Raw genomic sequence first — 20984 nt, forward strand, 5'->3', positions numbered from 1 at the left:
AAATGATTTATAGCTACTGATAATATAGATATCATTAATAAAAGGCAAATTAGATGCTTCCTTTTAGCCAATGTAAATTAGTATCATCTAAGTTAATTTTCTTATTATTACTATTAATTATTCTGACGTTAAAAATTGGCTTATGATTTACTTCTCCATAGCTTAAATTTCCATGGCCAGCCCTTATTGTATTAATTAAACTACGATATTTATTCCAACAATCGGCTACAAACATTTTTGACTTACCATCATAGACTACTACATTTTTTATTTTGCCTCCTGGATAAATGTCCCACGACTCTTTGCCCTGCTTATATTCTGCACTTTGATATCCTACAAAACAGTACACCTGTGGATAAACTCTACCATGAATATCATGATCAACTAGCTTATTTTTAATATTTACATAGCTAACTCCTATAGCATTAAATACTCTTAACCAATACAGTGATTTATCTAAGTTTTTTTGTTTTAGATATATATTTGCCAGTGCATATACAGAGTCACTTTTTGAACTAGGGAATCCTTGAGATAAGTAATAATCTTTTTTATATAACTCTATAGCTTTAGTAGTATTTTTTGAAACTCCAATACCATTTTGATACATCTGTGCAAGACTAGCATTAGCTGCTGCAAAGTGGTATTTATCTGAGGCTACTGCATACCATTTAAAAGCTTGCTTGTACTTCTTTTGCTTATAATACATATCACCTAGACCATAAGCAGCATCACCTTTGTAATGACCAGTTTTTAATATTTTTTTATATACAGCTATAGCTTTATTATAATCAATCTTAGTATTGTTGTAGCCAAAACGATGCATTGCAGCGACATCGAAAAGCTCTATAGGAAAACCATTCTCTCCGACTTTAGTTTTCCAGTAAATTATCTCTTTTGAATTATCTTGATCTTCATAAATACTTGCTAGATTTAACATTGCATCAATAGAGTTAAATTTCTCTACAGCTTGTTTATTCCAATATATAGCTTTAGAAATATCTTTCTTAACCCCTACACCATTAGTATAGTCATAAGCCATATTTTGGATACCGATTTCATCACCACTTTCTGCTAAATCTAGATCTAGCTCAAATGACTTATGTAAATTAACTTCAGTACCCTGACCTTTTGCATACATTGCTGTTAAGGCTTTTTTAGCATAGTTATCGCCTTGGCTAGCATCTTTTGAGCACTGTTTAAAAGCCTCATTATATTTTTTTGCAGAGTATAAGCTTTTACAAGTCTCGCTTGCAAATAAAGATACCGGTAAACAAAAAAGTAAAATTATTGCTATTTTTTCACACTACTCCTCTAGCTCTATACCATTAGTCTCAGGCATTTTAGCTATGATAATAACTATGACTATAGAGGCAACTAAAGCATAAAAACTAGGAGCAACATTACCAAAATACATTACTAATGCAGCTGATACAACTGGCACAGTTCCTCCTAATAGAGCATTACTTACATTATACCCAGTTGCTACACCACTAAATCTTAGATGTGTTGGAAATAGTTCATTAATAGTTACAACAAAAGTAGCTGTTGCTGCTGATATAAGTAACATAATAATCGTCATAACTAATGTTATAACAATTTGTGAATTTGTATTTGTCATAATATAAAATGCTGGAATTATTAGTACACCAATACCAATACAAGACAGCAATAGTACTTTCTTTCTACCTACTTTATCAGATAAGCCACCCCACAAAGGAGCTGTTACAAAATAACTAAATGCAGCAACCATAGACATTAACATAGCTGTATGTACAGAATAACCCAAATCTTGTTTTAAGAATGTTGGAATAAAACCAGAAACCATATAATATACAATCCCCAGGTATCCAGCTAATGCAAATACTATGAATATCTGATATGGAAACTCCTTAACTGCTGAAACAACTGGTGTATCATCTAACATTCCATCTTCTTTAGCTTTAAGATATTCAGGTGATTCCTTTTGTAAAAACTGCATAATAAGTACAATAATTGCTAAAATCATGCCTATAACAAAACATAGTCTCCAACCATAAGCATGCATCTGATCAGGATTTAAAAAGCTTGTTAGGACATATACTATAAATGTACCAAAAAAAACTCCTAACCCAGAGAAAAAAGTCCCAAAAGCAGTAATAAAACCACGTTTATTATCTGGTGCACCTTCACTTAATACCGCAAGCACGCCATTATACTCACCACCAATCGAAAATCCCTGGATCATTCTAGCTAATAGAATAACAATTACAGATGTAATACCTAAGCTACCATAGCCTGGAGTAAGAGCTATCATAGCTGTTGATATAAACATTAGAGCAACTGTAACTATTAAGACATATTTACGCCCTTTTTTGTCACCAAGATTACCAAAGAAAATCCCTCCTAATGGTCTCATTAAATATCCAGCAGCAAACAAACCAAATGTTTTTAATATAGCTACTGATGAGTTGTTATCAGGAAAAAATGTTGCCGATATATAGATAGCCACATATGTAAATAGAGCAAAATCAAAATATTCTACAGTTGTTGCAAAACCTGCAAATATTATATTCTTTATGGATATTTCTTTTTTCATTTTCAATAAATTCTAGCTGAGTTTATGTTATATTATTAAATACAAGTATAATTTGCAAAGGAACTAGACATAATTTAGTACTTTGTAGAAACTTTTTATAAAATATGGCGAAACTATTGAAAAAAATAATAACGATAAACCTACTTCTAGCTATATCAAGTTCTGCTTTTGCTGATGAGAATAGTATTATATCTTACATTAAATCAAATATTCCTTTTTATAATAATAGTGATAGTAGCAAACTAATAGCTTCGATAACTAGCTCTAAACAAATTGAGTTAAAGCAAAAAGCTATAGCTAACATTCAATATGTCACAAAAAATGGCGATGATAGTGATAGCTCCACAAACAAACAAAATTTGAATAATGCTATAGACTATTTGACCCAAGCTCTTAAAGATACTCCAGAAAAATCTACAGAATCACTTCAAATAAGACTATCTTTGTTTTCTTTAGAACTAGATCTACATGATTATAAGAAAGCAGATCAAACAATCATACAGCTCTCACAAGACTTTCCCAAAGAGCCTGTTGTTCATATATATGCAATAGCATATCTAGATCTACTCAAATTAAAAAACTATAACCTATCATTAAGAAGCTTACAAAAATTAAAATGGTCAAAAACAGATAATTTTATAAAAACATTCAAAATAATAAAAAATAGCTTCTACCTACAAATTAATACTAATGCAAATCAAATACAAATAGAAAACAACTTGCCTACAGTTATTATTATTAATGGCTACAATCTTAATCAAGATAGCTCAATGAATGATATACTAATAAAAAGATTGCAAAAAGGATTAGAAGCTCACCATAGATATCCAAATGCCAAGATTATAGTTGCCGGAGGTAAGCCTAGATTAGGAGTTACAGAATCTTATAAAATGAAACAATGGCTTGTCAAAAATGGTGTGCCTAGAGATATGATAATCCAAGAAGATCAGTCAAATAGTACTGTATGGGGAGCTATTGATACCTTTAAAATATTAGAAAGCTTAAAGCCAAAAATCAAAAATATTATTCTAATCACATCATCATCTGATATCAGACGAACTAATGCAATATTTGAACAAGAAAATTTAAATACAAATTCAAACTTTAAGTTCCATAATATAGTCTCAGGAGTTAGAGGGTATAATATTATGATGCCTATATCTGAAGATGAAAGAGCAATGATCATAAAAGATACCCTTAGAATGGCTGGTATCTGGCAAATGCCTGGTATGGTATTTTAATTATCCTTTATCAAACTCATCTATAAATTTCTGCGCAGCATCTATTCTTTCTTTACATAGTTTATAACTTTTGGATGCTTGCTCTAACATTGGAGCTAACTCATCTAATAATGCTGGATTATCTTGGTTATCTTGAAGTTTTTCATTTATTTGTTCCAAAACTTCATAATTTTTTGCAAATTTTTTACTTTGTGTTGCCATTATTTTTTACCTCTACTTGAATTTTTCCATCTGAATAAACTATATCTAGTGTTGAATATTTTTGAGCTTCTTTATAGTTAGTTATATACTTGCCATCTTGAGATACTGTAACACTAAACCCTCTTTTTAATGTCGGTTCAATAGATACCGAGAGAATCTGTTTATATAAATACTCACTTGTTTGACTATAATACTTTGTAATACCTCTTGAGATATTAATTGACTGTTTATAATATTCATCAACAGAATTATTATAATATTTTACTAAGTTTTGAGTGTTGTGACCTATGTTATTATATTGAGATTCAACGGTTTGACTATATAGTTTAACAAGCCCTCTTGATACTGATAAAACACTTTTATAATTATATTCTAAACTTTGATTGATTTGGTATAAATAGTGATCTACCTTAGTTTTAAAATCACTATATACTCTTTCTAATTGATCTTGATTTTGTCTAGCTAAGTTTTTAACTATTTTAATTATTGAATCATAGTCATATTTAGCTGTTTTAGCATTCTCAACTATAGTATTTGCTATAAAATTTATCACTTTTGAAGGCGTATCAAAACGTTTTGTACAGATGTCATCTAAAACTGTACTATCTCGCTCATGACCTATACCTACCATCACAGGTAATCTGCTATTACAAATACTTTCAGCAGGCAATATATTATTAAACCAATCTAAGTCAGCTTGAGAGCCTCCACCACGGATAAGCACGATAGCATCATATTGATCAGATTTTTGCATAATCTTACTAAAGGCATTTGAGACACTTATTGCACAATCTTTACCTTGCATTTTTGCTTCAAAGACATCAAACTCACATAATCCTAAAGATTGTAGTTTCTCTGCTTCTTCAAAAAAATCTCCCTTACCTGCTGCTGTTAGACTTGTAATCACAGCAATACTTGTAAATTCTTTCGGTAAAATAAGGTTTTTATTTTTTTCTAAGATGCCTTTTTTAGTTAGATCTTGTAAAATTTCTAATTTACGCGCTTGTCTATCTCCTAACGTAAAAGCTGGATCAATATCTATTATATTTAAACTAAGTCCAAAACTAATGTGATAATTAACAGATACTTTTAGTAAAACTTTCATATCTGACTTTAGCTGCTCATTAGTTGAAGAACTAAATTTTCTTAGAATATAGTCAGCTTTATTCGCCCAACAATTACATCTAATCTTAGCTACAGGATATTTACTAACACCATCATGTTCTATTAGCTCACCATAATAGTGTCGACCTGATTTTCTCCATTCTGAAAGTTCAGCAACAACCCAAAAACCTTCATAACCAAAGCTCATTTCTATAGTACTTTTTATAAGCTCTAAGAACTCACTAAGTTTTAAAGATTCTTGCATAAGAGATAATCATAAATGTTTGTATTTCTAGATTTTACATTTTAACAACTAATATACAAGAGGTATAATTCTGAAGTTATACCATTACTCTAAAAAATTAAACTAAATATTTAGAATAAATTACGATATTTATAATAACTATTATTTTATAGAATTTATTAAGTTTGATTAGATAATGTTTATCTAAACTCCATGACACACATGAGGTACTTCTGATTTTGATTCAGTATCTGAACATGACTCAGCTGCATATACTGAAGTAGCCATAACTACTGATAGTATTAATACTAATTTTTCATGATAACTTCCTGTTTTTAATGTTTAGCTTTAAGCTCTTATTTAAGATATTTTAAGCTTCTTATTTTTTAACATATCAATTAATCTATCTTTAGTAACTTTTATTGAAAGAACTAATATAAACCCTAAAATGCTTCTCTTAAAGATCCTAAAAGTTTAAAATCACACTCTTTAATGTTAGATTTTAGTTTATCGTAGCTTTCTGTTGAACAGTTTTCAGGTTTTTCTGATGGTAAGCAAACATTCTTATATTTTTCGCTAAACTGCTTCTCTACTCTCAAACAATTTAAATCATTAACATTTAACGTATTACCTGCAGCAAACATAGAGCCAAAAGTCACAGTACCTAAAAGTAATGATTTTAATATTTTTTTCATAATTACACCCTTTTATTTATTTTTCTAAGCGCTAACACTTAGTATCTTTAACAACAAAACTAAAAGTTCAGATAAACTATCTAAAACTCAGGTGATAAATATAACATTAATTATTAACAATCTTACAAATCATTTTTTAACAAGCAGTATTAAAAATTAACTAATCCTTTTATTACAGTCCTAGACTAAGTTATTTTCAAAATAGTCAGGTTTATTTTCTAAACATTAGAATAGGTAGTAAAATACAAATAAAACACTCTGTTACTATGGCTGGAGAAGATCTATTTGAGATAATTTTTCATGGCAAAGGTGGTCATGCAAGTACACCGATGACAGCTAATGATCTAATCATTATGGTATGTCAATTTGTCAACCAAGCACAAACTTTTGTTTCTATAAATCGTAACAGTTTTGATTCTGTCTGTAGTTGTCTTAATTACAGCTATATAGTCTGAATCAGAACATTTAATGCAATACCCAGCTCAAACCACATAAAAAGTATACGTTATCTAAGCCCTACACGAGTAAATATAGCTAAAACTCGTTTAAATGAAAAAGGCTGTTGAGTTAATCTAAGACCTTTTTCATGTCTCTTAATCTTGAGTATTTTTAGAGAAATCTGACTTTAAAATCCTTATTTTGTGTTTCATATCGGCATTTTGTACCGATATGAATACACCTATCCTAGTTAAGCCATTAAATTGACAGCTTTTAATGCGTTAAAACATATAGCTTTTAACAAAGCTTGCGCATTTACTTTTACTGTAGAGAAGTAACTAGCTCTAGTAAAGTTAAACTTTCTTTTCATCGTGCCAAAGCATTGTTCAACCTTATATCTAACTTTAGATATAAGAATGTTTCGTAATTTTTGTCTCTTAGTTAGTGGTTTATTTCTAACTGCTTTTTTAAGTACACGATTATTAATTTTGTTAGCTTTTAGTAATTCTCTATTAGCAGCAGTATCATATGCCTTATCTGCTAATAACTGTTTACAGTTAATATCTTCTAACATTGTTTCTAATCTATGAGCCTCATAGACTTCTGCTGACTCTGTATGTATTGTTTGTATGAAACCATACTTATCATCTACACTAGCAAAAACTTTATAGCCATAATGACTCTTATTACCTTTCTTAATCCATCTTGCATCTACATCTTTACCATATGAAATATCAGGAATAGAGGTTTTGTCTTCTTTTCTATCTTCTACTGGATTATCCATATGCTTATTAGGTCTGCCTGCAGATTCAACTAAGGTAGCATCTATAATTGCACCTTTGGCATTATTTATCGATAAGCCTAATGCTTCTAGCTGTTTGTTAAATTCTTTAAGTAGCCTTTTATATTTTTTCTTTTCTATTAATAAGTTTCTGAACTTATTAATAGTACTATAATCAGGTAAGTTAGACGTTGGCGTAAAACCTGTGAAATACATGAAATCAATTCTTAGCCTTAAACTAGATGCTAATTCTCTATCGCTTAGACTATACCACTGCCCTAGTAACAAAAGTTTAAACATCATTATACTATCATAGGCGGGTCTACCTTGCCTTGTCATATCTTGAGTATAGATACCCTTAAGTGTTTTCCTAAACTTTTCAAAGGTAACTAACTTGTTTAGCTTTACAAACTTATTATCACTACCTAATGATTCTTCTAATCCTAAAAAGAAAAAATCCATAACTGTTAAAATATAAATATCTACTGCTATAGCTATATTTTACAAAATTCATAAATTTATTGGCAGATTAAATCAACAGTCTTTGAAATAGCTAATAGCATTGCTGCTACTAAGGAAGTCTTTGGTAATGAAAATATTATTGATTCAAAAATACCTTGGATGGCATCAGTTGATTTCTAATATTTTGCTAAAGAAATTCCTGCTTGTTATGCATTATTTGGTGTTAAAAACAGAGAGAAAGAATTTAACCCGATGGTTCATGAACCATCTTTTAATTTATCAAATGATGCTATGCTTAATGGAGTCAAATACTTTATTACATTAGTACATTCATTTAACTAAAATAATAAGGCTACGAATAAACATAAGCTAATTTTATTAACATATTTAGCACTAATAAATAATAAATACCGAATTATTAAAGACTATTTATAAACTAAGCCACACTATAACTTAACTACCATATCTTTATTATTCTTATGATAGCCACCTTTCTTAAGATAAATAAATACTCCCAATAAGCCTACTAAACCACAAACCATGCCCACTATAGCAGGGCCTAAAAAGTGATATTGTGTTAATGTAATAATAGTTGTACTTACTAACGGAGCAATCCCGCCCACTGTTGCAAAAGCTAAATTATAACTTAGGCCAACTCCTGATAATCTCACATCCGTTGGGAAAAGATCACATAATAAAAATATAAAACTAGCAGCTATTAATGAATAAAACAGCATAATGATAATTGAAGTTACTATAATATAAAAAACTGTCCCAAAACAACTCATCAAATAAAATATTGGTAGAGAACTGATAATAACAAGTATAGCCCCTGCTGCAAACATTTTAGCTATACCAACTTTATCTGAAAAATAACCAAATATAAAAGTAAAACAAGTGAGAACTAGAACACTAGGGGTTAAAATTAGAGAAATCTGTCCAGAATTATAATTAACTAAAATGTCTTCAACAAATCTGTGCATATATAAAGTTAGCATCACTCCACCAAAAGCAACTATAATAACTATACATATCCCTGCAAAAAGATTAGCTCCATAAGTAGATACTAAAGAGCTAAAAGAATGTCTTTTTTGACTATCAATATTTTCAAACTCTGGAGTTTCATGAAGATTTCTACGTACATAATAGCCTACAAAACCTAACAAACCACCTATTATAAATCCTGCTCTCCAGGCATAGTTACCAAAAAGATGCTCTAATGCAAAACCTACAAAATCAGAAAATAAGAATCCTCCAGTTACAAATGTAAATAATATTGCGGTAGCAAATCCTATTCTACCTTTAACAGACTCATATACAATAACATAAGCGCCAGGTAACTCACCACCTAAAGCTATTCCTTGTAATATACGTAAGATTACAAAAGCAAAACTAGCAAATAGCCCCCACTGAGCATAGCCTGGCATTAACCCCATACATAATGAGCAACTTCCCATTAATAATATTGTAAATAAAAGTAATCTTCTTCGACCTATCAAATCTCCAACAATACCAAGTATAGTTCCTGCGAAAGGTCTTACTAAATATGCTATTGAAAATATTAGTATGGTTAAAAAAGCTTTAATTGTTGGGTTGGTAATTTCTGCAAAGAAAGTTGCTGATATTTCTTTAGAGAAAATCATATATAAAACAAAATCATAAAACTCTAAAATAGCTCCTATTCCAGCTAAAAGAATTACATTTCTACTATCTTTATCGTACATTTTGTAAACTTATTTAAGGTGTATTTGAAACATCATACAAGTTTTTTATCTAATTTAGAAGTTTTATAACAAACATAGCTCACAGTCTTTATTTTTAGATAAATTATATCTTTTTAACTCTATATTCTTTAAATCATATGTATATAAAGTAGAATCAAAAAAACTATCTTTATTTAGCAAAAAGTTAGTAACAATATTAACTAATATCATACCTTCTAGCCCTGCTGTAACGCCTAATACTCCAACTCTTTTACTATTTGTTAATTGCTTCATCTCTGGATATAAACAATTCAAGCATGCTGTATGATTATTTATATTAAAAATTCCTGCTTGAAAATTAAATCCCTGAACACCTCCAGATAACAAAACAACCTTATTAGCTATAGAAAGCTTATTTGATAAGACTTTAGTTTCAAAATTATCACTCGTATCTATAATCAAATCAAATTCACGAATATCAAGCTCAGAAGAGTTTTCTAGTGTTAATCTATCTGTAATAGTATTTATCTGGATATATGGATTTAATTTCTCTAGTTTATTCTTAGCTACCTCAGCTTTAAGCTTACCTATATTATCAACATCAAATAACACTTGCCTATGTAAGTTTGAAAAGCTTACAACATCATTATCCACTATTGTTAATGAGCCTATCCCTAAGCCAGTTAAATAAGTAGCAACAGGTGATCCTACACCGCCAACCCCTATAAGTAAAACAGATGCTTCTTTCAATTTTATTTGACCTTCAACTCCAAAATCTTTTAGCATTAACTGCCTTGCATAGTAGTCAGACTCATGCTGTGATAATTTTTCATTTAAATTCATATATCACCCTAAAAATTTAACTATTTCTCCTAACTCATCATCTGAAATTTCATCTACTAAACTGACTACAGAAATACCATCAACCCCAATATTTTTTATAGCTTTTAAATGCTGCTTTTTGATGCCTCCAATTACAACTAAAGGCACACCTAATATATCTAACCATTGGTAGATCTTACTCAAACCTTGAGGTTCAAACTTCATTTGTTTTGTCGTGGTAGAATAAATAGGCCCCAATGCTATATAACTAGGCTTAATAGCTAATGCTATTGCTAGCTCATAATAATCATGGGTACTTAACCCTAAAGCTATATTTGAGTTGCTAATTTTAAATAAGGTCTCACCATCTGTGTAAAATAACTTAAGTAAATCCTCATGCCCTAGATGTATACCAAAAGCATTATGATTAATAGCAATCTGATAATGATCATTTATAAAAAGCTGTAATTGATACCTATTCTGATACTCAATAGCCTTTATAATATTTTTCTCTATATAAGCGATATCTTTTGATTTAATTCTAAGTTGGATTGTTTTAACACCTAACTTAGCTAAACGAGGAATTTTATCAGCATTATCAACTATTGGATAAAAGCCAATTTTATTAATTGATCTAAACTTTAAATTAGAAAAAGCCTTATCAAAATAAATCCTTGGAAAATCACTATTAAAATTTAGAGAATCTTTAATGGCTAAGTGATTTGCTCCTGTAGTTATTCTTTGAGAATTTTTAATAGCATTAGTGATATATGCTTTAGCTAAGACTAAAGAATTATTAATATCAAACCCTTGTACTAGAAAACTAGCAATAGCACTTGATAATGTACAACCAGTTCCTCTGATTTTAATATTTTTTTGGTACTTTGATGAAACTAAACTATAGTTAAAACTATTATTACTATAATAAAAATCAGTACAAACATTTTTCTCTATATTATGTCCACCCTTGAGAAAAACATTCTTACAGTGATACTTTTTCTGTATTGCTTCAGCTATGTTATCAGGACTTTCTAAAACTAAAAAATCTGTATCTTCTAATAATATTTTTGCTTCATCTAAATTTGGCGTCAAAATATCTGCTAAAGGATATAAATTTAACCTAGCATACTCAACAATATCTCTTGAAACTAGCTCTTTTCCTGTTGTTGAAATCATCACAGGATCGCAAATATAAATAACTTCTTTAAATGTCTTTATAAAGTTTATAAGTATATCAATCTGTTCAATTGAAACTAAAATAGAACTCTTAATAACTTTAATATGAAAGTCATCTACAATCGTATTGAGTTGTTGTGAAAAGCTCTTTGCACTAAACTCTTGAATATCTAAAATAGTCATAGAGTTTTGTGCTGTAATACAACTAACAACTGTAGCTATGTTTACGCCAATATCACTAGCTGTTTTAATGTCTGCTTGGATTCCTGCACCAGATGAACTATCTGAGCCCCCTATTGTTAATAAAATATCTTTCATAAGATCTAATCCTGATGCCAAAATGGGGTTTCAAACAAATTTGTTGAAGGTGAGGCAAGATCTCTTTCAATCATTCTCTTTGATTCAAAAGCTTTTCTTCCTGACTCTATCGCAAGTTTAAATGCATTAGCCATAAGTATAGGATCACCAGCCAATGCAACCGCACTATTTAATAAAACTCCATCATAACCCATCTCCATAACTTCACAAGCTTCAGAAGGAACTCCTATGCCAGCATCAACTATGAGTTTAATATCACTAAAACGCTCTCTTAATACTTTTAAAGCATATGGATTAACAAGTCCCTTACCACTTCCAATTGGAGCTGCCCAAGGCATCAAGACTTTACAACCAACATCTACTAAGTATTTAGCAACTACTAAGTCATCTGTAGTATAGGGTAAGACATAAAAGCCTCTTTTTATAAGCTCTTTACAAGCTTTAACTAACTCTATAGTATCTGGCTGAAGGTTATAATCATCTCCTATAACTTCAACTTTTATAAAGTTTGTTTCAAAAATCTCTCGAGATACTTCTGCTATTTCTATTGCTTCATTAGCATTCCTACACCCAGCTGTATTAGGCAGAAATTTACATTTAGTTTGACTTAATTTATGCCAAAATTGATTTTGAGAATCACCATTTGTAACTGATTTTTTTAAAGATACGGTTAATAGCTGTGACTGTGACTGGTAAATAGCTTTAAGCATTACATCAAGATTTGGATATAATGCCGTACCAAGGATAAATCGCGAGCTAAACTTTTCACCATATAAATCTAGCATTAGCTTATCCTCCCTGCATTGGTTGTATAGTCACAACACTATCATTATCATTTAAAAAAGTACTAGCATAACTATCTTTAGCAACAAACTTATTATTAACCATTACAGCAAAGCACGATTCCTTGAACTCTTGTTCTTTTAACAACTCTTCAATATTTAAACTATTTTCTAATTCTAATTTTTTTTGATTAAAAATAATCTGCATTTTCACCTCTAAAAATTACTAAATTGTTGTATCACTTTATTAGCTAATGCTGGAGCAAATAAATATCCATGTCTTGATAATCCATTTAAATATATTGTCTTTCCAACACTCTTCAATATCGGCATATCATCACTACTTACCGGACGAACATTAGTTAATGTTTTTATAACTCTAGCCTCAGCAAAACGCTTATCTATTATCATTAATGAGCTAAGAAGTTCTAAAGTACCTTGAACTGAAATTTCAGAGTAATCATGACTCTCTATAGATGTAGCTCCTATGTAAAAAATACCATCTCCTCTTGGGATCAGATAAATAGAGTGGCGTGGATGTAATAATCTAATGACACTATTTAACTTAATACTAGTAGCCTTTACGACTATAGCCTCACCTCTAGATCCATATAGGGTATTTAGTTGATTATTCATAAAACCAGTACAGTCAAATATCTGTTGATAACTCGCGTCAAGTTTGTTTTCATAAAAGTCTTCTTTGGATAATTTTAGAGTTTTTATATTTTTATACTCTTTAAAAAACTGATCAGACAACTTAAGAAACCCTAGCACATTGACTAAAGCTTCATTAAGTTTTATTACATTATCATTAATACTATTAGATAGACATATCCCTTGCTCTTTAGAAAGAATATTTTGTTTATCACAGACTTTAAAATCTGTATGAGCCTTTTGACTTAGAGACTTAGATAGTTTATTGACCCTTAAATTAATGTTTCTAATCGCAAGATCTAACTCATACTTATCTTGGTTATGAGCTATTACATAAGTACTTGCTTTTTTTACAAACCTACTTGTAGTATTTAAGTGCTTATTAATAAAGCTATTTAAACTGCTCCATAGCTCATAACTATTATGCCCTATCTCATAAGCATGCTTTTCACAGCTAATAAGCTCAGATAATGGCGATAACATGCCCCCAGCACAATAACTACAACTATGTTTATAACTCGAACCTTTATCATATATATCAATCTGTAATTCAGGATAAGTCTTAGCTAAAGATACTGCCAAGACTCGACCCATTACACCAGATCCAAGAATTGCTATATTACTCATTTGTATGTTCTAAGTTCTTTAAATCTTGAGAAAGCTTCATAGAGCAGAAGCTAGGTCCGCACATTGAGCAAAAATGCGCAAATTTATGTCCTTCTTTAGGTAGCGTTTGATCGTGAAAATATCTAGCTTTCTCAGGATCTAGACCTAAATTAAATTGATCTTCCCACCTAAATTCAAACCTTGCTTTTGATAAAGCATTATCTCTAATCTGAGCTCCTGGAAAACCCTTAGCAAGATCCGCAGCGTGTGCAGCTAGTTTATAAGTAACAATACCCTCTCTAACATCATCTTTATTTGGCAATCCAAGATGTTCTTTTGGTGTTACATAACATAACATAGCTGTTCCATACCAAGCTATTTGTGCAGCACCTATCGCAGATGTGATATGGTCATACCCTGGAGCTATATCTGTAACTAATGGACCTAAAGTATAAAATGGAGCTTCAAAGCAATCTTTTAGTTCATAATCCATATTTTCTTTGATAAGCTGCATTGGCACATGTCCAGGACCTTCTATCATAACTTGCACATCATGTTGCCACGCAACTTTAGTTAACTCTCCTAGAGTTCTTAACTCAGATAATTGAGCACTATCATTTGCATCATTTATAGACCCAGGTCGTAACCCATCACCAAGTGAGAAACTTATATCATATGCTTTCATAATCTCACAAATCTCTTCAAAATGAGTATATAAAAAGTTTTCTTTATTATGATGTAAGCACCATTTAGCCAAGATTGATCCACCTCGTGAAACAATGCCTGTGATCCGATTACTAGCTAATGTTACAAATGCTTTTCTAACCCCAGCATGAATTGTGAAATAACTAACGCCTTGTTCAGCTTGTTCAATCAATGTATCTCGATAAATTTCCCAAGTTAAATTTTCAACTTTACCATTAACTTTCTCCAAGGCTTGATAAATTGGAACTGTACCTATTGGTACTGGACTGTTTCTGATAATCCACTCGCGTGTTTGATGAATATGCTTACCTGTTGAAAGGTCCATTACAGTATCAGCACCCCACTTTATGGATATCACCATTTTTTCAACTTCTTCTAACATTGATGATGTCACTGCTGATGTACCAATATTTGCATTAACTTTGACTAAAAAGTTTCTACCTATAATCATAGGCTCTAACTCAGGATGGTTAATATTTGCTGGAATAATGGCTCTACCAGCTGCTATTTCATCTCGAACAAACTCTGGAGTGATTTCTTTTTGAATGTTTGCACCAAAAGATATTCCTTGATGTTGATTTTTATACTCACTATCAAGGTGAAGATTTGCTCTTAGGATATTTTCCCTCATTGCAACGTAATACATTTCAGGTGTTATGATACCCTTTTTAGCATAATGCATCTGTGATACGTTCTTACCTTTCTTTGCCTTAAGAGGAATATGTCTATTTTTAAAGTTCAACCTTTCTTCTTTAAACTGAGAATTTGTATATTCTGAAGTGAAACTATCTAACTGATCTATATCTTTATTTTGCTCAAGCCACTCTAGCCTATGCCTACTTAAACCTTTTTCTATATTAACTGGAGTTTCTGAAGAATACTCACCAGAAGTATCATATATAAAGATATCAGGGTTTTTATTAATATTTCCATTTATGTTAGTGTCAGTTTGTTTAATCTTTCTAAATGGAACTTTTATTGGTTTACTTGGATATTCAATATAACACTTCTCAGAACTAAAATACTCTATAGATAGCGTTGATTTTTCTGTATTAGTTTGAATATCTTGATTTTTAGAGTTATTCATTTTCATCTCCTATTTTATCAATTCAAACTAGTATAGGTAGATGAGTATTAAGAATATAATTGATACAACTATAGATATAAGTAGTTATAATCAAAATCAAATTACACTTCCTACACTAGTACTAACTAGACCAGGTTCAAAGGGTTAGAAAAAATCCTCTCAGCATAGTTAAATAAACTATGCACCCCTGTGCTTCAAGACTAAAGTAAATATTATCTCTAAGACTATGTCAAGAATGTAAGTGGTAAAACTATGAAAATTTATTAAAAGTCTAAATTAACTATTTCAAGATATTGCATCTGTGTTTGTAAAAACATCTCACCCACAACTTTAAATTTAACTGGGATATCTGTAACATAAAATCTATATTCTGGATCTAATTTAGATGTATTTAAAATACTACTATCTATAAGTAATTCCTTTAGAATCTTGCTAGCTTGCAGGGAAGGATCTATCAAATCAACACTTAAAATATCAGATATACTTTGTTTGATAATAGGATAATGTGTACAACCTAAAATAAGTGCCTGAATATCTTTATCATTAAAATACTCAAGGTACTGCTTTGCAACTAACTCAACTATTTGCCCTTCAACAAACCCCTCTTCTATCATTGACACAAATAGCCCACAAGGCGTACTATAAACTTCTGTTTCAGGATTATTTTTATGGATTTGCAATGCATATGCATTACTATTTATTGTTGCGGGTGTAGCAATAACACCTACAGTATCTAGATCATTAACTAGGCTAACTCCAGCACTTATAACATCGATAACTGGGATACCTCTAGCAATATCCTGAACAATATCTTTAGCAAGTGCTGATATTGTGTTACAGGCTATTATTATAGCTTTAACTTCTTGTGCAATCAGAAATTTTGCTGTTTGGGCTGCAAACTTTTGAATAGTTGCTCGTGACTTAGTACCATAGGGAATCCTTGCAATATCACCAAAATAAATAATATTTTCATTAGGCAATATTTCCATTAGGTTTTTAACAACAGTTAAACCTCCTATACCAGAATCAAAGACACCTATAGGCCTGTTATTTTGCATTACTTTTTCTCAAGCTTTCTAATGATTTTCTTACGTGAGCGAGATGGAATTTTCTCCAAGTATTCTTCTTTTGCTTTAATAAACGGTAATAAATTCTTTAAAGGTAATACTGCCTGGTTTGCATCATCTGCAATAAAATTCTCACTCAATTGAGCATCATCATTTGCAAAAATAACAATGGTCACAACTGGTATACCTTTTATATAGATTCTTTGTTTATACAAATAAGTTTGCAATACCTTTTTCTGAGCAAATGTTTGTCTGATTGGATTCTTTATAGTTTTTGCATATACTTTATTATTCTGCGAGGTTTTTGAAACTTGCCATCTTTCAGCCATATTCTCAACTTGGATATAGCCACGATTATTTTTCACCTCAACAATATATATACCTTTACGTGATATTACTATAAAGTCTAATTCGCGATTTCCTACAGTAGATTTTTGATCCGGCAAAACAACTCTATTGAACAATACAAAATTATTATCTAATTTTTTTAACTCATCTAAAACTGTAGTTTCACCTTCTGCACCAGAAATAATAATATCAACAGGGTTGTCATCCTTTGTTATTAAAAAGAAAAATATAAATAAGATAACTGCTAGGGTAAAACCAATTTGTAAGGATTGAGTTACAAACTCAACATTACCTAAATATAAATCAACACCCACAATTAAACCACAAAGTATAATCGATGAATATAAGCTTTTTTTTGCCCTGATCAAGTAGTTCCTTAACCTTGCCCAAGTAAAACGCAAAAAAAGCCGATCTTTTTTTAATTTACTTTCTATTGCCATAATATAATAATTACTTCTTCTTAAGAGTTATAAATTAATAAACTTTTGTTTTATTTCAGATATTTTATCTCTAATTAAGGTTGCTTTTTCAAACTCTAGCTCTTTTGCATGAGCACGCATACGCTTTTCCAAAGCTTTAATAACCTTACTAGCCTCTGTCATACCTAGTATAGCCGAAACATCAACATCATCAACCTTTAAACGCGAATTATTTTTATATGCTCGTTTTTGTATCTCTGGTGAACTATCAAGCATATCATCAATATTTTTAATAATAGTTTTAGGTGTTATATTATGTTTTTTATTATATTCATCCTGAAGTTGACGCCGGCGCAAAGTTTCATCCATGGCTTTTTTCATCGACTTGGTGACTACATCTGCATATAGAATTGCTCGACCATTTTGGTTTCTCGCGACCCTACCAATGGTTTGTATAAGTGATTTTTCAGAACGTAAGAAACCTTCTTTATCTGCATCAAAAATAAGTAGCACGCCAACTTCTGGCATATCTAAGCCTTCTCTCAAAAGATTTATCCCCACAAGCACATCGAACACACCATGACGCAAATCATGAATAATTTGCACACGTTCAACTGTATCTATATCTGAATGTAAATACCTAACATTAACACTATGCTCAGATAAATACTCAGTAAGGTTTTCTGCCATTTTCTTAGTTAAAGTTGTAATTAGTACTCTTTCACCTTTGGCAATTGCTTTATTTATCTCAGATAAAGCATCTTCAACCTGTATTGCAACAGGACGGACAAAAACCTCAGGATCAAGTAATCCTGTTGGACGAATAATTTGTTCAACAGTATTTTCAGACCTATCTAACTCATAGTTTGCTGGAGTTGCCGAAACATAAACTGTTTGGGGTAAAAGCTTTTCAAATTCATCAAACTTTAATGGTCTATTATCTAAAGCTGATGGTAGTCTAAAACCATAATTAACAAGATTTGACTTACGAGATAAATCACCTTTATACATACCGCCAAACTGAGGCAGTGTTGCATGAGACTCATCAACTATTACAAGAGCATTTTCTGGTAAATAATCTATTAGTGTAGGTGGTGGATCTCCTGGTTCACGACCGGAAAGCAATCTTGAATAATTCTCAATACCTGTGCAATAGCCAAGCTCTTGAATCATTTCAATATCATATTTTGTTCTTTGCTCAATTCTTTGAGCCTCAAGAAGCTTACCTTCTTCTTCAAAATATTTGACTCTTTCTTTTAATTCTTTTTTTATTTCCTCTATTACGATTTCTTTACGCTCTTTAGAGGCTACATAGTGAGTACTTGGAAATATAGTTGCTCTATGGATAGATTTTATCTTTTTTGAAGTTAATGAATCAATAATACTAATTGCCTCTATTTCATCATCAAAGAACTCTACTCTAATAGCATCTTTTTCAGAATCTGCTGGGAATATATCTAATATTTCACCCCTAACACGAAAACTTCCGCGACTAAAATCCATATCATTACGTGAATACTGCATCTCTATTAGCTTTGTTTGAGCTTTTTTAAGCCCTAACTCCTCACCTACTTTTAAATGCAAGAGCATTTGCATATACTGCTCAGGATCACCTAAACCATAAATTGCAGAAACTGTTGCGACAATTATTACATCATTTCGCTCTAGAATAGCTTTTGTCGCAGATAAACGCATTTGCTCAATATGCTCATTTACTGATGAGTCTTTTTCTATATATGTATCAGATGCAGCAACATAAGCCTCTGGCTGATAATAATCATAATAAGAGACAAAATACTCAACAGCATTATCAGGAAAATACTGCTTAAATTCAGAATATAATTGTGCTGCTAAAGTTTTGTTATGAGCAACAATTAGACATGGTTTTTGAGTCTGCTGAATTACATTTGCCATTGTATAAGTTTTACCAGAGCCTGTAACCCCCAATAAAACTTGATGATGCAAGCCATTGTTAATCCCATCTACTAGAGATTGTATCGCCTCTGGCTGATCGCCACTTGGACTATATTTTGTTACTAAATTGAATTTATCCATTTCTTTTTAAAGCTTGTATTAAAGATTATTTAAATATATTTATCCTAATAAATATTAATAAACCTGCTATTAGTCAAGTAACCTATTGATAACTTTCCCTATAACAATTGTCATAATAAATGCAAAAATAGCTATTAATATATAAATCATAAAAGCATGGCTATATATAGATTTCATTTCTGCTATACCCAAATGCTTACTACTATTAATAGCCGCAAATTTTGCAATAATACCAGCAACAAAGCCACCTATACCACTTGAAACTAGCCATAATCCCATAAAAATGCCAAATTTATTTTTCATAGCTAATTTCGTAGCTAATGATAACCCTATAGGAGATATACAGATCTCACTTAAAGACAACATTAGATAAGCAAGTATCACCCAGTACCCTGCTATTTTCATCATTTGATTTGATGTATGAATCCCTATAACGACTATTAAAAATACAAAGCAGAGTAAAAACATCCCTAAAATATATTTTTTCACATCATCTAGATAGTTCCATAACTTAATAACAGAAAACCCAAATAATATAACTCCAACATTATTTGCAATAATAAATGATTGTGTCGTCATCGGTATACCCAAAAAGCTATGCTCTACCAACCTATTTATAAACAAATTCATGGATAAAAACATCTGGTTGTATATACCCCAAAATATTATGGCTATAGCTAGAAATAATAGATATGCTATTGTTTTTTTAAGTTGGTTTTGATCATCTTTACTTATTTTTATAATTACAAAGACACTAGCAAGTGTCACAGCAATAAAAAATATAACAGAGAAATTAGGGTTATATATTACAAATGTAGCAATTAGTATGCTGATAAATACAAAAGCTAAAGACTTTAGCCAATCATTTAATTTTACATTTGTTTTGACTGGCTTAAGATTTGCTAACTTGAATCCAAAGTAAAATATTATTGTCCCTAGCAATATTCCTGATGCTGCAATAAAAAAACTAACAATACTACCAAAATGCTCATAAAAATAACCGGCTGTGAAATTACCAAGCATCGAACCTATATTTATTCCGGAATAAAAAATAGTAAATCCTTTATCTCTTTTTGGATCTCCTTTTTCATAAGAAACCCCTAAATAACTAGAGATATTTGATTTTAAAAGCCCGGTACCTACACTAATAGAGCCCAGAGCAAGACTTAAAATTAGTAATGAAGGAGCTATCGCTAAAATTACATAACCTATTACTAATATAACACCACCTAATAAAACAGATCTATAATAACCAATAAACTTATCTGCTATATATCCTGCTATTATCGATGTTATATATAAAAGACCTGTAAATCCTCCTACTATAACAGCTGCTTGAGAATCATCTAAACCAAATCTTTTTAATAATACAAATACCAACAATCCTAAAAGAATCTTATAGCCAAATCTTTCCCACATTTCAGTAGTAAAGCAGACTGGTAAAGCAACAGGATGTTTTTGCGTTTGATGTTTAACCATTATTATTTTTCCTCATATATAT

At 30.7% G+C, this 20984-nt stretch carries 19 protein-coding genes and 1 riboswitch; of the genes, 2 read left to right on the plus strand and 17 right to left on the minus strand.

The features are described from left to right. Positions 1-49 precede the first annotated feature (49 nt). Positions 50-1138, minus strand: a complete 1089-nt coding sequence (locus F7310_RS06495) for a tetratricopeptide repeat protein (protein ID WP_072712651.1) — start codon at positions 1136-1138, stop codon at positions 50-52. 165 nt (positions 1139-1303) lie between these two features. Beyond that, a complete protein-coding gene (locus F7310_RS06500) occupies positions 1304-2575 on the minus strand; it encodes an MFS transporter (RefSeq protein ID WP_072712652.1) in 1272 nt (423 codons plus the stop codon). Positions 2576-2691: 116 nt separating this feature from the next. On the opposite strand from F7310_RS06500, the gene F7310_RS06505 reads away from it, so the two are divergent. Beyond that, positions 2692-3816: a YdcF family protein gene (locus F7310_RS06505; RefSeq protein WP_158513252.1), complete on the plus strand. Its 1125-nt coding sequence runs from the start codon at positions 2692-2694 to the stop codon at positions 3814-3816. Here F7310_RS06505 and xseB read toward each other — a convergent pair whose 3' ends face one another. The 3 genes from xseB to F7310_RS06520 form a co-directional block, all read right to left on the minus strand. Further along, positions 3817-4017: an exodeoxyribonuclease VII small subunit gene (gene xseB / locus F7310_RS06510; protein WP_072712654.1), complete on the minus strand. Its 201-nt coding sequence runs from the start codon at positions 4015-4017 to the stop codon at positions 3817-3819. It abuts the gene before it with no gap. Next, a complete protein-coding gene (xseA, locus tag F7310_RS06515; RefSeq protein ID WP_072712656.1) occupies positions 4001-5386 on the minus strand; it encodes an exodeoxyribonuclease VII large subunit in 1386 nt (461 codons plus the stop codon). The genes xseB and xseA overlap by 17 nt, the downstream gene beginning before the upstream one ends. A 422-nt stretch (positions 5387-5808) precedes the next feature. Then, the gene (locus F7310_RS06520; protein WP_072712658.1) at positions 5809-6060 is read right to left on the minus strand and encodes a hypothetical protein; all 252 of its coding nucleotides are present in this window, start codon (positions 6058-6060) and stop codon (positions 5809-5811) included. A gap of 266 nt (positions 6061-6326) precedes the next feature. On the opposite strand from F7310_RS06520, the gene F7310_RS06525 reads away from it, so the two are divergent. Then, positions 6327-6515 (plus strand): hypothetical protein, encoded by a 189-nt coding sequence (locus F7310_RS06525; protein WP_072712660.1) that lies wholly within the window; start codon positions 6327-6329, stop codon positions 6513-6515. A 233-nt stretch (positions 6516-6748) separates the two neighbouring features. Here the strand turns inward: F7310_RS06525 and F7310_RS06530 are convergent, their stop codons facing one another. The 12 genes from F7310_RS06530 to F7310_RS06585 form a co-directional block, all read right to left on the minus strand. Further along, a complete protein-coding gene (locus F7310_RS06530; RefSeq protein ID WP_072712481.1) occupies positions 6749-7741 on the minus strand; it encodes an IS5 family transposase in 993 nt (330 codons plus the stop codon). A 446-nt stretch (positions 7742-8187) separates the two neighbouring features. Next, complete coding sequence (locus F7310_RS06535) at positions 8188-9465, minus strand: MFS transporter (RefSeq protein ID WP_072712662.1); 1278 nt, start codon at positions 9463-9465, stop codon at positions 8188-8190. A gap of 63 nt (positions 9466-9528) precedes the next feature. Beyond that, the gene (locus F7310_RS06540) at positions 9529-10287 is read right to left on the minus strand and encodes a HesA/MoeB/ThiF family protein (RefSeq protein ID WP_072712663.1); all 759 of its coding nucleotides are present in this window, start codon (positions 10285-10287) and stop codon (positions 9529-9531) included. A gap of 3 nt (positions 10288-10290) precedes the next feature. Next, positions 10291-11760, minus strand: a complete 1470-nt coding sequence (gene thiD / locus F7310_RS06545) for a bifunctional hydroxymethylpyrimidine kinase/phosphomethylpyrimidine kinase (RefSeq protein WP_072712665.1) — start codon at positions 11758-11760, stop codon at positions 10291-10293. 5 nt (positions 11761-11765) lie between these two features. Next, positions 11766-12545 (minus strand): thiazole synthase, encoded by a 780-nt coding sequence (locus tag F7310_RS06550; protein WP_072712667.1) that lies wholly within the window; start codon positions 12543-12545, stop codon positions 11766-11768. Between the two features lie 4 nt (positions 12546-12549). Next, a complete protein-coding gene (gene thiS, locus F7310_RS06555; RefSeq protein ID WP_072712669.1) occupies positions 12550-12750 on the minus strand; it encodes a sulfur carrier protein ThiS in 201 nt (66 codons plus the stop codon). Between the two features lie 8 nt (positions 12751-12758). After that, complete coding sequence (locus F7310_RS06560) at positions 12759-13823, minus strand: FAD-dependent oxidoreductase (protein ID WP_072712671.1); 1065 nt, start codon at positions 13821-13823, stop codon at positions 12759-12761. Continuing rightward, complete coding sequence (thiC, locus tag F7310_RS06565) at positions 13816-15594, minus strand: phosphomethylpyrimidine synthase ThiC (protein WP_072712673.1); 1779 nt, start codon at positions 15592-15594, stop codon at positions 13816-13818. The genes F7310_RS06560 and thiC overlap by 8 nt, the downstream gene beginning before the upstream one ends. A 90-nt stretch (positions 15595-15684) precedes the next feature. Continuing rightward, positions 15685-15793, minus strand: a riboswitch (TPP riboswitch). A 64-nt stretch (positions 15794-15857) separates the two neighbouring features. Beyond that, the gene (murI, locus tag F7310_RS06570) at positions 15858-16652 is read right to left on the minus strand and encodes a glutamate racemase (protein ID WP_072712674.1); all 795 of its coding nucleotides are present in this window, start codon (positions 16650-16652) and stop codon (positions 15858-15860) included. Beyond that, positions 16652-17449 carry a nuclease-related domain-containing protein gene (locus tag F7310_RS06575; protein ID WP_072712676.1) on the minus strand — a complete coding sequence of 266 codons (798 nt, stop codon included), beginning with the start codon at positions 17447-17449 and terminating at the stop codon, positions 16652-16654. Before F7310_RS06575 ends, murI begins: the two co-directional genes overlap by 1 nt. A gap of 27 nt (positions 17450-17476) precedes the next feature. Continuing rightward, positions 17477-19483 carry an excinuclease ABC subunit UvrB gene (uvrB, locus tag F7310_RS06580; protein WP_072712677.1) on the minus strand — a complete coding sequence of 669 codons (2007 nt, stop codon included), beginning with the start codon at positions 19481-19483 and terminating at the stop codon, positions 17477-17479. A gap of 69 nt (positions 19484-19552) precedes the next feature. Next, positions 19553-20962, minus strand: a complete 1410-nt coding sequence (locus tag F7310_RS06585; RefSeq protein WP_072712679.1) for a peptide MFS transporter — start codon at positions 20960-20962, stop codon at positions 19553-19555. Positions 20963-20984 lie beyond the last annotated feature (22 nt).

The organism is Francisella uliginis (assembly GCF_001895265.1).
Lineage (GTDB): Bacteria > Pseudomonadota > Gammaproteobacteria > Francisellales > Francisellaceae > Francisella > Francisella uliginis.

Bases quoted from the DNA above. Each gene is read 5' to 3' on its own strand.
- F7310_RS06495 (WP_072712651.1), bottom strand. From the start codon at position 1,138: ATGTATGCAAAAGGTCAGGGTACTGAAGTTAATTTACATAAGTCATTT.
- F7310_RS06500 (WP_072712652.1), bottom strand. From the start codon at position 2,575: ATGAAAAAAGAAATATCCATAAAGAATATAATATTTGCAGGTTTTGCA.
- xseB (WP_072712654.1), bottom strand. From the start codon at position 4,017: ATGGCAACACAAAGTAAAAAATTTGCAAAAAATTATGAAGTTTTGGAA.
- xseA (WP_072712656.1), bottom strand. From the start codon at position 5,386: ATGCAAGAATCTTTAAAACTTAGTGAGTTCTTAGAGCTTATAAAAAGT.
- F7310_RS06520 (WP_072712658.1), bottom strand. From the start codon at position 6,060: ATGAAAAAAATATTAAAATCATTACTTTTAGGTACTGTGACTTTTGGC.
- F7310_RS06525 (WP_072712660.1), top strand. From the start codon at position 6,327: ATGGCTGGAGAAGATCTATTTGAGATAATTTTTCATGGCAAAGGTGGT.
- F7310_RS06530 (WP_072712481.1), bottom strand. From the start codon at position 7,741: ATGGATTTTTTCTTTTTAGGATTAGAAGAATCATTAGGTAGTGATAAT.
- F7310_RS06535 (WP_072712662.1), bottom strand. From the start codon at position 9,465: ATGTACGATAAAGATAGTAGAAATGTAATTCTTTTAGCTGGAATAGGA.
- F7310_RS06540 (WP_072712663.1), bottom strand. From the start codon at position 10,287: ATGAATTTAAATGAAAAATTATCACAGCATGAGTCTGACTACTATGCA.
- thiD (WP_072712665.1), bottom strand. From the start codon at position 11,760: ATGAAAGATATTTTATTAACAATAGGGGGCTCAGATAGTTCATCTGGT.
- F7310_RS06550 (WP_072712667.1), bottom strand. From the start codon at position 12,545: ATGCTAGATTTATATGGTGAAAAGTTTAGCTCGCGATTTATCCTTGGT.
- thiS (WP_072712669.1), bottom strand. From the start codon at position 12,750: ATGCAGATTATTTTTAATCAAAAAAAATTAGAATTAGAAAATAGTTTA.
- F7310_RS06560 (WP_072712671.1), bottom strand. From the start codon at position 13,823: ATGAGTAATATAGCAATTCTTGGATCTGGTGTAATGGGTCGAGTCTTG.
- thiC (WP_072712673.1), bottom strand. From the start codon at position 15,594: ATGAATAACTCTAAAAATCAAGATATTCAAACTAATACAGAAAAATCA.
- murI (WP_072712674.1), bottom strand. From the start codon at position 16,652: ATGCAAAATAACAGGCCTATAGGTGTCTTTGATTCTGGTATAGGAGGT.
- F7310_RS06575 (WP_072712676.1), bottom strand. From the start codon at position 17,449: ATGGCAATAGAAAGTAAATTAAAAAAAGATCGGCTTTTTTTGCGTTTT.
- uvrB (WP_072712677.1), bottom strand. From the start codon at position 19,483: ATGGATAAATTCAATTTAGTAACAAAATATAGTCCAAGTGGCGATCAG.
- F7310_RS06585 (WP_072712679.1), bottom strand. From the start codon at position 20,962: ATGGTTAAACATCAAACGCAAAAACATCCTGTTGCTTTACCAGTCTGC.